Origin of the sequence: Cobetia sp. SIMBA_158, assembly GCF_046566945.1 — a bacterium.
GTDB lineage: Bacteria > Pseudomonadota > Gammaproteobacteria > Pseudomonadales > Halomonadaceae > Cobetia > Cobetia amphilecti.
On the sequence record NZ_JAWJYL010000001.1, the window covers coordinates 234,631 to 247,526 of the forward strand.

The 12,896-nt window shown below is 64.0% G+C and carries 11 protein-coding genes; 9 read left to right on the forward strand and 2 right to left on the reverse strand.

From position 1 onward, the window contains the following. Nucleotides 1-15: 15 nt before the first annotated feature. Nucleotides 16-1,485: a pyruvate kinase gene (pyk, locus tag R2R70_RS01035; protein WP_043331933.1), complete on the reverse strand. Its 1,470-nt coding sequence runs from the start codon at nt 1,483-1,485 to the stop codon at nt 16-18. A 773-nt stretch (nt 1,486-2,258) separates the two neighbouring features. Here pyk and topA point away from each other — a divergent pair. The 3 genes from topA to R2R70_RS01050 all read left to right on the forward strand — a co-directional run bounded on the left by topA (nt 2,259) and on the right by R2R70_RS01050 (nt 5,872). Further along, on the forward strand, nt 2,259-4,901 hold the full coding sequence (gene topA, locus R2R70_RS01040; RefSeq protein WP_107335351.1) for a type I DNA topoisomerase: 2,643 nt from the start codon (nt 2,259-2,261) through the stop codon (nt 4,899-4,901). Further along, nucleotides 4,901-5,380 (forward strand): DUF6586 family protein, encoded by a 480-nt coding sequence (locus R2R70_RS01045; RefSeq protein WP_410976992.1) that lies wholly within the window; start codon nt 4,901-4,903, stop codon nt 5,378-5,380. The genes topA and R2R70_RS01045 overlap by 1 nt, the downstream gene beginning before the upstream one ends. 252 nt (nt 5,381-5,632) lie before the next feature. Then, nucleotides 5,633-5,872, forward strand: a complete 240-nt coding sequence (locus R2R70_RS01050; RefSeq protein ID WP_052384340.1) for a hypothetical protein — start codon at nt 5,633-5,635, stop codon at nt 5,870-5,872. A 146-nt stretch (nt 5,873-6,018) separates the two neighbouring features. Here R2R70_RS01050 and lexA read toward each other — a convergent pair whose 3' ends face one another. Further along, a complete protein-coding gene (gene lexA, locus R2R70_RS01055) occupies nt 6,019-6,648 on the reverse strand; it encodes a transcriptional repressor LexA (RefSeq protein WP_166019261.1) in 630 nt (209 codons plus the stop codon). Between the two features lie 552 nt (nt 6,649-7,200). Between lexA and R2R70_RS01060 the strand changes: the two genes are divergently transcribed. The 6 genes from R2R70_RS01060 to R2R70_RS01085 all read left to right on the forward strand — a co-directional run bounded on the left by R2R70_RS01060 (nt 7,201) and on the right by R2R70_RS01085 (nt 12,809). Then, nucleotides 7,201-7,878 (forward strand): TetR/AcrR family transcriptional regulator, encoded by a 678-nt coding sequence (locus tag R2R70_RS01060; protein ID WP_043331928.1) that lies wholly within the window; start codon nt 7,201-7,203, stop codon nt 7,876-7,878. After that, nucleotides 7,878-8,420 (forward strand): L,D-transpeptidase, encoded by a 543-nt coding sequence (locus R2R70_RS01065; RefSeq protein WP_107335349.1) that lies wholly within the window; start codon nt 7,878-7,880, stop codon nt 8,418-8,420. Before R2R70_RS01060 ends, R2R70_RS01065 begins: the two co-directional genes overlap by 1 nt. 259 nt (nt 8,421-8,679) lie before the next feature. Further along, complete coding sequence (nagZ, locus tag R2R70_RS01070) at nt 8,680-9,825, forward strand: beta-N-acetylhexosaminidase (protein WP_410976993.1); 1,146 nt, start codon at nt 8,680-8,682, stop codon at nt 9,823-9,825. A 48-nt stretch (nt 9,826-9,873) separates the two neighbouring features. Further along, on the forward strand, nt 9,874-11,220 hold the full coding sequence (locus tag R2R70_RS01075; protein ID WP_410976994.1) for a mechanosensitive ion channel family protein: 1,347 nt from the start codon (nt 9,874-9,876) through the stop codon (nt 11,218-11,220). After that, nucleotides 11,201-11,782 (forward strand): hypoxanthine-guanine phosphoribosyltransferase, encoded by a 582-nt coding sequence (locus tag R2R70_RS01080; RefSeq protein WP_043331927.1) that lies wholly within the window; start codon nt 11,201-11,203, stop codon nt 11,780-11,782. The genes R2R70_RS01075 and R2R70_RS01080 overlap by 20 nt, the downstream gene beginning before the upstream one ends. A 289-nt stretch (nt 11,783-12,071) precedes the next feature. After that, nucleotides 12,072-12,809: an S-methyl-5'-thioinosine phosphorylase gene (locus tag R2R70_RS01085; RefSeq protein ID WP_410976995.1), complete on the forward strand. Its 738-nt coding sequence runs from the start codon at nt 12,072-12,074 to the stop codon at nt 12,807-12,809. Nucleotides 12,810-12,896 lie beyond the last annotated feature (87 nt).

Here is a 12,896-nt window from a genome sequence, read left to right on the forward strand (position 1 = left end):
GGCCAGCGAGGCCGATCAGTCGATGGTGCTGCCGACAGTGACGATCTTCATGGTGTTGGTGCCGCCATGTGCGTTCATCTGGTCGCCACGGGTCAGGATCACCAGGTCACCGCGAGTCGCGATGCCACGGGCTTCCAGCTCCGCGATGGCGCGACGATTGATTTCCGCCGCCGGCAATTCGCTGGAATCGAAGGGCAGTGACACCACGCCACGATAGAGGGCCATGCGACGCTGGGTCTTCTGGTCCTGCGCCAGGCCGACGATGGGCAGACCGGAGCGGATGCGCGAGGCGATCAGCGGGGTATAGCCGGATTCCGTCATGCACACGATGGCCACGACACCGGTCAGGTGGTTGGCGGCATACATCGCGGACAGCGCGATGGTCTCGTCGGTCTTGCTGAAGCCTTCGTGGATGCGGTGCTGGGATTCCTGCGCGGCACGCTCACGTTCGGCGCCCAGGCAGACGCGATCCATGGTCTCGATGGTCTCGACCGGGAAGTCGCCGGCGGCGGTCTCGGCCGACAGCATCACGGCGTCGGTGCCGTCGAGCACGGCATTGGCGACGTCGAAGACTTCGGCGCGGGTCGGCAGCGGCGCGCTGATCATGGATTCCATCATCTGGGTGGCCGTGATGACCACACGGTTGAGGCTGCGTGCGCGGCGGATCATGCGCTTCTGCACGCCGATCAGCTGAGCATCGCCAATCTCGACGCCCAGATCGCCACGCGCCACCATCACGCCTTCACTGGCGAGGATGATGCCATCCAGCACGGCGTCGTCGGCCACGGCTTCGGCGCGCTCGACCTTGGCGATCAGGCCGATGTCACGACCTTCCTCGCCCAGCAGTTCACGTGCCAGCTGCATGTCGGCGCCGCTGCGCGGGAAGGACACGGCCAGATAGTCGACGCCGATATCGATGGCGGTCTTCAGGTCAGCCTTGTCCTTGTCGGTCAGGGCTTCGGCAGACAGGCCGCCGCCTTGCTTGTTGATGCCCTTGTTGTTGGACAGCTTGCCGCCGACCTTGACGGTGGTGTGGATTTCGTTGCCCTTGAGTTCATTGACCTCAAGCACTACACGGCCATCGTCGAGCAGCAGCACGTCGCCCGCGACCACGTCATCGGCCAGTTCCTGGTAGTCGCAGCCGACACGCTCGACGGTACCTTCATCACGGCCCAGGCCGATATCGAGGATGAACGGCTGGCCTTCGCTCAGCTTGACGGCGGTATCCTTGAAGCGCGCGATGCGGATCTTCGGACCCTGCAGGTCGCCCAGTACGGCGACGCTGCGGCCCTGGGCGGCGGCGGCCTGACGTACGGCCTCGGCGCGCATGCGGTGATCTTCGGGGCTACCGTGGGAGAAGTTGAGGCGTACCACATCGACTCCGGCACGAATCATCGCGTCGAGCACACCCGGCTTGTCACTGGCAGGGCCGAGAGTGGCGACAATCTTGGTGCGGCGGATCGGGCCGTTGAACGCGTGCGGCATGAAAGCATACTCCTTGAACACTGGCGTGATGGACTGGCTGAAAACGCAAACCAGGTTGTTGTCATTTTACTACATTGAAGGCTGAAAGGGAGCCTGTCGAGTATCGTCGGCTGTCGTTGTCCATTCTCGTGATCACGATCGGGACTGCAAGGGGTGACGTGAAGTATGCCGAGCGATTGTTGCGAATACGTTGTCGCGGGTACGCGGACATGGGCTGGGGCGTCAGGGTATGCCGCGCTGCGCCATGCGGGCGCGGCCCGTCATTTCGAGGCCTGACGGCCAGGCGTCGCATGTTCTCTGCGGCAGTGTCGTGGTGACCGCCCCGTCACGCCAATGTCCGCTGGCTGGCTTTCACTGACAGCCATTCCAGTGCTACCTATATAGTGGCAATACCCTGCTGAGCGAAATTTCCGCGCATCGGCCCAGCGCAGACCCTGTACCGGCCCCGTGTATCGGGCCCGTTGACCGCTGCCATGCGCTGATGACCTATGCTCAAACTCGGCTCGAATGCCGGATTGCCCACGACCACATGCCTGACGGCTGTCGATGTCATTCGGCGCAAGCCGCACGCTGACATGGCGGGTGGCATGGCATGTCTCGAGGCTGTCGCAGAGGCGCCCTGTCGAGCCACCCTGACGAGGCGTCAGTCTCAACATTGCTGGTCAGCGCTGAAATGCTGGGGTAGGGTAGGCGCATTTTTCGGCTGGGACAAAACCCAGCGCGACGAGTCATTCGCCGGCGCAATCAGCGCCGGCCAGGAGATGCGAGCAACCATGGGCAAGTCACTGGTGATCGTCGAGTCGCCCGCCAAGGCCAAGACCATCAACAAGTATCTCGGCAACGACTTCGTGGTGAAGTCGAGTGTCGGGCACATCCGCGACCTGCCGACCAGCGGTAGCGGCAAGCAGGCCACCGACCCCAAGGAACGTGCCCGTCAGGCGGCGGAGACTCGCAAGATGTCGCCCGAGGTCAAGGCGGCTCACAAGGCGCAGAAAGCCAAGACCCAGTTGATCCGCCGCATGGGGGTCGACCCGGAGAATGGCTGGGAGGCGCATTACGAGATCCTGCCCGGCAAGGAAAAGGTCGTTTCCGAGCTGACGCGCCTGGCCGAGAAAGCCGATACCATCTATCTCGCGACGGATCTGGACCGCGAAGGTGAGGCGATTGCCTGGCACCTGCGCGAGACCATCGGTGGCGACGATTCGCGTTACAAGCGCGTGGTGTTCAACGAGATCACCAAGAAGGCGATCACGGCGGCCTTCGATGAGCCGGGCGAACTGAAGATGGACCGCGTGCATGCCCAGCAGGCACGCCGCTATCTGGATCGCGTCGTCGGCTTCATGGTCTCGCCGCTGCTGTGGGCCAAGGTCGCTCGTGGCCTGTCCGCCGGTCGTGTGCAGTCGGTTGCCGTGCGTCTGATCGTCGAGCGCGAGCGCGAGATCCGCGCCTTCATCCCCGAAGAGTTCTGGGATGTCCACGCTGAGCTGGCCGCCGCCAGTGGTGAAGCGATCCGTTTCGAGCTGGCGCGTCAGGATGGCAAGGCCTTCCGTCCGACCAGCGAGAAGGAGACGATGGACCGCATCGCGGCGCTGCGCACGGCCAAGCTCGCGATCACCAATCGTGAAGACAAGCCGACGCGCTCCAAGCCGAACGCACCGTTCATCACCTCGACCCTGCAGCAGGCGGCCAGTGGTCGTCTCGGCTTCTCGGTCAAGAAGACCATGATGATGGCCCAGCGTCTCTACGAGGCGGGTTACATCACCTACATGCGTACCGACTCGACCAATCTGTCGGCGGACGCGGTGGCCACGGCGCGCGACTTCATCAGTGAAGAATACGGCAGCAACTACCTGCCGGAAGCGGCCAACGTCTACTCCAGCAAGGAAGGCGCCCAGGAAGCGCACGAAGCGATTCGTCCTTCCGAAGTGTCGCGCCGCGCCACCGATCTCGCCGGCATGGAGCGTGACGCCGAGCGCCTGTATGAGCTGATCTGGCGTCAGTTCGTGGCCTGTCAGATGCTGCCGGCCGAATACCTGTCCTCCACGCTGACCATTGAAGTGGATGGCTACGAGCTGCGTGCCAAGGGCCGTGTGCTCAAGTTCGACGGTTACACGCGTGTCATGAAGCCGATGGGCAAGAAGGAAGAGGACCAGTCGCTGCCGGACCTCGCCATCGGCGAGAAGCTGGACCTGGTCGAGCTGCAGCCGCTGCAGCACTTCACCAAGCCCACGGCGCGTTACACCGAGGCCAGCCTGGTCAAGGAGCTGGAAAAGCGCGGTATCGGTCGTCCGTCCACCTATGCCGCCATCATCTCCACCATCCAGGACCGTGGCTACGTGGCGCTGGAAAACCGTCGCTTCTATGCCGAGAAACTGGGCGATATCGTCACCGATCGCCTCAGCGAGTCCTTCAAGGACCTGATGGATTTCGGCTTCACGGCGCGCATGGAAGACTATCTCGATGAGGTGGCCAACGGCGGGCGCAACTGGCGCGAGCTGCTGGACACCTTCTACGCCGAGTTCAAGGCCGAGCTGGACCACGCCCAGTCCGAAGAGGGCATGCGTCCCAACCAGCCGGTGCCGACGGACATCGCCTGCCCGACCTGTGGGCGTGAGATGCAGATTCGTACCGCCTCGACCGGAGTCTTCCTGGGCTGTTCCGGCTACAACCTGCCGCCCAAGGAGCGCTGCAAGACCACCATCGATCTGCTGCCGGGCGATGAAGCCGTGGCGGCCGATGCCGGTGAAGATGCCGAGACGGATGCGCTGCGCGCCAAGCGTCGCTGCCCGATCTGCGCCACCGCGATGGACAGCTACCTGATCGACGAGCAGCGCAAGCTGCACGTCTGCGGCAATAGCCCGGACTGTGTCGGTCACGAGGTCGAGGAAGGTCAGTTCCGCATCAAGGGCTACGATGGCCCGGTGATCGAGTGCGACAAGTGCGGCTCCGACATGCAGCTCAAGACCGGGCGTTTCGGCAAGTACTTCGGCTGCACCAACGAGAATTGCAAGAACACCCGCAAGCTGCTCAAGTCCGGTGAAGTGGCGCCGCCGAAGATGGACCCGATTCCGATGCCGGAGCTTGCCTGCGTCAAGGTCGAGGACCACTACGTGCTGCGCGATGGCGCCAGTGGCCTGTTCCTGGCGGCCAGTCAGTTCCCCAAGAATCGCGAGACGCGTCCGCCGCTGGTCAAGGAGCTCAAGGCGCATGCCGACGAGCTGCCGGAGAAGTATCACTTCATTCTCGAAGCCCCGGATCAGGATCCGGACGGACGTCCGGCGCAGATTCGCTTCTCGCGCAAGGTCAAGGCTCAATACGTCATGACCGATGAGGAAGGCAAGGCGACCGGTTGGAAGGCGACCTACGACAACGGCCGCTGGGTCGTCGAGGACAAGCGCAAGGGAGCCAAGAGCTGATGAGCCAGCGTGCCCGTACCAATCAGCTGCTGTATCAGTCCGAGTTGCTGCTGGCCCAGTCAGCAGCCTCTGGCGACGATGAGCATGCCGTGGCGCGTCGCATGGCCGGTGAAGAGGGCGCGCTCGCCCTGCTGGAGTTGGCGCTGGCGTCATTGTTGGAAGAGTGTGCCGTGACGGCGCGCTGGCCAGAGGGTAGCTGGCGCGAGCGCCTGGCGTCGCCGCCGACGCCCATCGCCGAGGTCGAGCAGCTGCGCAGCCTGCTGGAGCGCCCCGACAGCTGGTTGTCTGAGCTGGTCGCGGATGTGACCCGCCTGCATGAAGAGGGCGGCGTCGCGCGCCGCGAGGAATCGCGTTCGCGTGGTGATGGTCTGATCATCGCGGCAGCCTCGAGCGCCTCGCTGGCCGAGCGTCTCAGCGCCGCCATCACGGCATTCAAGGCGCTGCTGCCGCAGCTGCGTGAGTCGAGTGTCGAGTGGTAGGTCAAGGCGTTGATCTGGTGCTGCACGCTGGTGATGACTGGCGCATGGCAATCGGGTGACGTTTCGCCTTCACGGGTGCTAGACTGATCGCATTGTGGCAAGCCCTGCATTCTCCGGTACGACCATGGCTCTGGCTGTGGTCGTACTTTTTTCTGCGTCGCTGATGGCAACGCGGTGCCGGGCTTGCCAGCCGTCGCGCTGACGATTACAACGACGCCGGTATCTCGCGAGATGCCGTGCAGGAGGAATGACGTGTCCGATCCCGCCGTACTTGAAATTGTGCAAATGGAAGATGGTGAAGTGATTCTGCGCGCCGCGGAAAGCGAAGGTGAGCCGCTGCTCAGCATTCGCATTTCGGACGAGGCCGCTGATCTGCTGCGTGACAATCGTTTCGAGGTCGCGCGTGAGATGATCGACCACGCCATCACCCGGACTCGCCTTTGGGATGGCGAAGAAGACGAGGACGAGCAGTCAGAAGGCATCGTGCACTGATCCATCGCTCGCGCTTCGCGCACAAAAAAACCCGCCTCGAGGCGGGTTTTTTTGTGCAATGCGTGCGGCTTTTCTGTTGCTCAGAGCTCTGCGAGAAAGGTACTGCTGGGCAAAGCTCGTTGCTCAAAGCGCTGCTGGTCAAGGCCTCAGTGCAGGCCACCATCGCGGATGACGCCCACCCCGAGACCCTCGATCTCCAGGCTGTCCGTGCGCAGGTCGACCTTGATCGGCGAGAAGTCCTCGTTCTCGGCTTCCAGCCACACGTAATGCCCGTCACGGCGGAAGCGCTTGACGGTGACCTCATCCCCCAGACGTGCCACCACGATCTGGCCGTCACGCACGCTGGTGGTGCGGTGCACGGCCAGCAGGTCACCTTCCAGAATCCCCACGTCCTTCATCGACACGCCGCGCACACGCAGCAGGTAGTCGGCAGCCGGCGAGAAGTAGTCGCTCGGTAGCGGGCAGTGACGGTCGATATGCTCGCTGGCAAGAATCGGACTGCCGGCGGCCACTTCCCCGATCACCGGCAGACCATCGTTGGCGCTGTCGTCGACGTCAGCCAGCGACGGCACGCGAATGCCACGTGAGGTGCCCGGCACCATCTCGATGGCGCCCTTGCGCTTGAGGGCACGCAGATGCTCCTCGGCGGCATTCGGCGAGCGGAAGCCCAGCGCCTGGGCGATTTCGGCCCGCGTCGGCGGGTAGCCAGAGGACTTGATGGTCTTGATGATGAAGTCGAAGACATCCTGCTGGCGCGGAGTAAGCGGCTGGGTCATGGCATTGCCTTTGGCCTGGGCGGCATCTTGAGCTGACGGCACGGGGTGTGCATCCATACAACTGTCATTGTATCCAGTCATGGCGGTCATGCAAGGCATTGTGGCTTGCGTGGTGGCCTCAAAGGGCAGGTAGTCGCCGGGATATCGCTGTCTGGCGACTTTTCCTGTCGATATCCGAGACATTCTTTCTTTAAGGGAATGTCTGGAGGTGAATGTCTGGAGGTGAATGTCTGGAGATGAACCCGGCCTGGCTCTGGCGGGGTGGTCAGTTTCCGAGCATGACGAGTCCTTGAATCGGGATGGTCAGCGCTGAGGGAATATCAGGCTTGGCTAAACCTCTGGCGTTTGAAACGCGAGAGAATTGTCAGTCATGGCATGGCGCGCTAGAATCAAAGTGTTTCAAACGAATGTTCGCCGATGGTAGTGCTCACGGGTACCATGATCGAACGCGCCTTGCGGTGAACCTGCACCACCTCATGAGAGAGTCGCCGCGCGGGGCTTGCGCCGTGACCTACGACTCCAGTCCTTTTCTACCTGACAAGGGTTCCGCCCATGGCCCAGACCGATACCGTTACCCGCATCCTCGATACTGCCGAGGTGCTGTTCGCCGAGCGCGGCTTCGCCGAGACCTCACTGCGCAACATCACCAGCAAGGCCAAGGTCAATCTGGCGGCGGTGAACTACCACTTCGGCTCCAAGAAATCGCTGATCCAGGCGGTCTTTGCGCGCTATCTCGATCCGTTCAGTGAGCGTTTCCACGCGGCACTCGACAGCGTCGAGCAGCAATACGCCGGGCGCCAGGTGCCGCTGGAGGTCCTGCTGGAGGTGATGGCGCGTACCGTGCTGGAGGTGCCGGCCGAGCGCAACAGCCTGCGTACCTTCATGCGCCTGCTCGGGCTTGCCTATACCCAGGGTCAGGGCCACATGCGGCGCTATATTCGCGAGCATTACGGCACGGTCTTCAGCCGCTTCGCCGAGCTTCTGAAGCTGGCGACGCCTGATCTGCCGGACAACGAGCGCTTCTGGCGCCTGCACTTCATGCTCGGCAGCGTGATCTTCACCTTCTCGGGCCTGGATGCGCTGCGTGATATCGAGGAGGCCGAGTACGGCCATCACACCACGGTGCGCGAGCTGATCCAGCACATGCGGCCGGTGGTGGTCGCGGCGATGGCAGCGCCGCTGCCGGCCTCGCTCGGAGATGGTGAGGCGGTCACCCAGGCGGCCAGCTGATGGCCTGCTGGGTAGCGGTGGATCTCTCGCGGCAGAGCCTTGAGATACGTAGTGATGCGCCGAGTGGCAGTCGTGATGCGCCGCCCCCCGCGGCCAGCCCTGATGCGCTGGTGCATGCCTGCGCGATCTCCAGCGGCCTCAACGGTATCGGCGAGCTCGACGGCAGCGGTTGCACGCCAACCGGCTGGCATGTGATTCGTGCCGCCATCGGGGCGGGCAATCCGCGTGGCGCCGTCTATCGCGGACGGCGCTTCACGGGCGAGGTGTTCACGCCCGAGCTTGCCGCGGAGCATCCTGAGCGTGATTGGATCCTGACGCGCATTCTGTGGCTCAGCGGCCGCGAGCCCGGCGTCAATCGTGGTCGCAATGCCCGCGGCGAGCGGGTCGATAGCCTGCGCCGCTACATCTATTTTCATGGCACGCCCAGCACGGAGCCCATGGGGGTAGCGGCGTCCCACGGCTGCATTCGCTTGCGTGATGACGACCTGCTGCGACTCTTTGCCGAGGCTGTGTCCGGCACTCCGGTGCTGCTGCATGCCTGAAGGCGCTGGTGTCCGAGTCTGATACCCTCCATGAGCTGTCACCGGAATCTGCGTGACAGCCCCTTGCCAGGGCGCAGCTGGCCGCGACTGTTCGATAGGGGTTCAGTCGGCTAGAATTGCGCCTTTCCTCGCGCTGGCAGCCTGATTCATCACGTTTCTTCCAGGCTGCCGAGCCCCGTAAAAGACATGAAGTCCTGGCGGTCGTGATTCCTCTCTTCACGGGACATCACTGCCGCAGGCCATGGACAGGAAGGATGACATGACACAGCCACTGGGCTCCGTAATGGTCGATGTTGCGGGGCTGACCCTCGCCCGCGACGAACGTGAACTGCTGGCACGCCCTGCCGTCGGGGGCGTCATCCTGTTTGCGCGCAACTGCGCTTCTCCCGAGCAGGTGCTGGAGCTGAGCCGCGAGATTCGCAGCGTCAATCCCCACCTGCTGATCGCCATCGATCAGGAAGGCGGGCGCGTCCAGCGTCTGCGCGAGGGTGTGACACGCCTGCCATCGATGCGCAGCCTGGCGCAGTGCTGTCTCGGGCGTGACTGTGATGGCTGCGGCGAAGACGCCCAGGCCGCAGGCCTGGGTCTGGCACGCGATGCCGGCTGGCTGCTGGGCATGGAAATGGCAGCCATCGGCTGTGATATCACCTTTGCGCCGGTACTGGATATCGATGTGGCGGGCTCGACCATCATTGGCGATCGCAGCTTCGGCGCCACGCCGGAAGACGTCATCGCGGTGGGCGGCGCCTTCATCGACGGGCTGCAGGAGGCGGGCATGTCCGCCGTCGGCAAGCACTACCCGGGGCATGGTGGCATCTCGGCAGATACCCATCTGGAGCGCGTGGTCGATCCGCGGCCGTTCCGTGAGCTGCGCGAGCATGACCTCAAGCCCTTCGCGGCCCTCGCCGAGCGCCTGGGCGGCGTGATGCCGGCGCATGTGATCTATCCGGATTTCGATGCACGTCCCGCGGGCTTCTCGCCCAGCTGGTTGGGTCTGCTGCGCGAAGAGTTCGGCTTCAAGGGCGCCATCTTCTCCGATGATCTCGGCATGGCGGCGGCCGTCGCGGAAGGTGGCCCGGCAGAGCGTGCGCGCCTGGCGCTGGACGCCGGCTGTGACATGGCGTTGGTCTGCAATGACCCGGCTGCCGCGCGCGAAGTGCTCGACAGCCTCGATGACGATGAGCAGCGCCACCGTGGCAAGCGCCAGGCGCGGCTACGCTATGCGCGAGCTCGCCCGACGCTTGATGGCCTGGTGGGGCTGGCACGCTGGCGGCGCACCCACGCGCGGCTCGAATCGATGGCGGCCAGTCAGGCATCACAGCAGGCTGCCATGCCCTCGGGCACGCTAGGCGCTGCCGAGGCGTCTGACGCACGGTCGGCCTCTGAGTCCGGTAGCGCGCAATAATCAGGCACGCGGTGCCTTTTTCGAGTCGAAGACTGGCAAGGAATTTCCATGGCTGAGCAATCCGCCACCGAGGCTGCTGCCGACAAACTGGCAGCGCCTGCCGAAGAGATGATCAATCAATGGGTCGAGCCGCTGCGCCAATGGGTCGAGCAGACCTTTGGTCTGCCGCTGTGGGGCATCAATCTCGCTCTGCTGCTGCTGGCGGTGCTGTTGCTGCACCTCATCGAGCGAGTGGTGCTCACCCGCCTGGCGGCGCATGCCGAGAAGAGCCGCAACCTGTGGGATGACGCCCTGGTGCATGGCCTGCGTCATCCCTTGTCATTCTGGCTCTACAGCATGGGGATGTTGCTGGCGCTCGGCATCATCGCCGGCCAGTTCAGCCTTGGCGGGGCCGAGAAGTACCTGGGCACGGCGCGCCAGATCGTGACCTTGCTGGCGCTGGCCTGGGCGTTGATTCGCATGGTCAAGCGCTTCGAGGCGCTGCGCACCATGCCGCCGCCCGGTACCAACGTCAACGCGATGGATGCCACCACGGCCTCGGCGATCAGCAAGCTGCTGCGGGCGGTCGTGGTCGTGCTGGTGGGGCTGGCCATCCTGCAGAATCTCGGCGTCTCGCTGTCCGGGGTGCTGGCTTTCGGGGGTGTCGGCGGTATCGCGGTCGGCTTTGCGGCGCGGGATCTGCTGGCCAACTTCTTCGGCGCCCTGATGATCCATCTCGACCGGCCCTTCAAGGTCGGCGACTGGATCCGCTCACCGGACCGCGAGATCGAGGGCACCGTCGAGGATATCGGTTGGCGCCTGACGCGCATCCGCACCTTCGACATGCGGCCCCTCTACGTGCCGAACGCCATCTTCACCAGCATTTCGGTGGAGAATCCGTCGCGCATGTACAATCGCCGCATCTTCGAGACCGTGGGGCTGCGCTATGAGGATGCCGCCCAGGTCGGCCCCATCGTTGCCGCGGTACGCGAGATGCTGGAAGGCCATGACGAGATCGACCAGACGCGCACCCAGATCGTCAACTTCACCACCTACGGTGAGCATTCGCTGAACTTCTTCGTCTATGTCTTCACGCGCACCACCGACTGGGTGAAGTACCACGCGATCAAGCAGGATGTCCTGCTCAAGGTGCACGACATCATCCGTGAGCATGATGCCCAGGTGGCGCTGCCGGGGCAGCGTCTGCACTTTGCCGATGTACTGTCCTTCGAAGGACGCCACCATGAACACGATGCCGAGGCTGAGAATGCCGCGGCGTCATCAGACACGCAGACGCGCGGGTCCCGCCGCCGTTCTGATTCAACCGCCGCTGCTACATCCTCCTCTGCGCCCGTCCGGCGTGGAGATGAGGCCAGTGACACCCAGGAAACTCCCGATGCTGACTCCGACGCCTGAGACCCTCACCGCCCTGCATGACGAAATGCGTGAGGTGATGGACAACGCCGATTGCCTGATCCCGCAAGCTGACCTTGAAGTGGCACTCGACCGCATGGCCGTTGAGCTGACGGAACGCCTCGGCGATCGCATGCCGATCTTCTATTGCGTGATGAACGGCGGCCTGATCACCGCCGGCCAGCTGTTGACCCGCCTCGACTTCCCGCTGGAAGTCGATTATCTGCACGCCACTCGCTACCGTGGCGCGATGCGCGGCGGCGAGCTGTTCTGGCGCGTCAACCCGGAGCTGCCGATGGCTGGGCGCGACGTGGTGATCGTCGATGACATCCTCGATGAAGGTGGCACCCTGGCTGCGATCCTCGAGTACTGCCGTGAAGCCGGCGCGCGCAGCGTGTCCAGCTGTGTACTGGTCGACAAGAAGCATGACCGCAAGGCCTACCCGGGCTTCAAGGCCGATTTCTGTGGTCTCGACGTCGAAGACCGCTTCCTGTTCGGCTTCGGCATGGACTACAAGGGCTACTGGCGTAACGCGCCGGGCATCTACGCGCCCAAGGGTCTGTAACCCAAGGGCTTTAACCCAAGTGTCTGTGACATGAGCTGCCGGATGGCAGTCGCCATCGCCTGCTGTCATCGCCATCGCTTGCGATAGCCATCGTCAACGCTGGCATTCGTTCACCACCCGCCCGGGCAACCGCGGCGGGTGGTGTCGTTTTCGGAGCCTTTTCTGTTCTCCTGGCGCAGAGCGTGACGATTGTGCTTGTCGTGGTCGGTTGGCTCGGAGTAGCGTTCGCTGAGGATCGGAGTGTCCGGTCCCGAGAGATTCCTGCACATGGGTAGCAAGGAGGCGGGCGATGCTGGCGGTGATCGGTGGGACGGGGTTCGGCAGTTGGTCAGGCATGGAAGTGCTCAAGCGCGGCGGGCAGGAAACGCCCCTGGGGGCGGCCTCCTGTGGCGTCGTGGAAGGGCGACTGAATGGGCAGTCGCTGCTGTTTCTGGCCCGTCATGGTCAACCGCACAAGGTGCCGCCGCATCGCATCAACTACCGCGCCAATCTGTGGGCGCTCAAGCAGGCGGGCGCGACCCATGTGGTGGGGGTCAACTGCGTGTCCGGCATCGACCCGACGCTGGCCCCGGGCACGCTGGTGGTGCCGGACCAGCTGATCGATTACACCACCGGCCGCGAGGGTTCGTTCTTCGATGGGCGTTTCAAGCCATTCCAGCATGTGTCGTTCGCCTGGCCATATCATCGGGTCTGGCGTGAGGAGCTGCATGCGGCGGCCGCCGAGGCGGGGTTGCCCCTCTCGGCCGGCGGGGTGCTGGGCGTAGTGCAGGGGCCGCGGCTGGAGACGGCCGCCGAGATCCGCCTGATGGCGCGTGATGGCAATACACTGGTCGGCATGACGGGCATGCCCGAGGCCGTGCTGGCGCGCGAGCTCGAGATGGAATACGCCAGCCTGTGTCTGGTGATCGGCCATGCCGCAGGCGTCGGTGAAGAGGAGCCGACCCGCGCAGGCACGGAATCCGTGATCGAGGCCGGCATGCCCAGAGTGCAGCGCTTGCTGGCGACGCTGTTGGCGCGCCATGTCTGACCTCAGGAGGAGGGTGGGGGAGGCGGTGGTGTAGGTAGGGTAGGGCGTGTAGAGGGTGTAGAGCGTGTAGAGGGTATGCCCGCACGA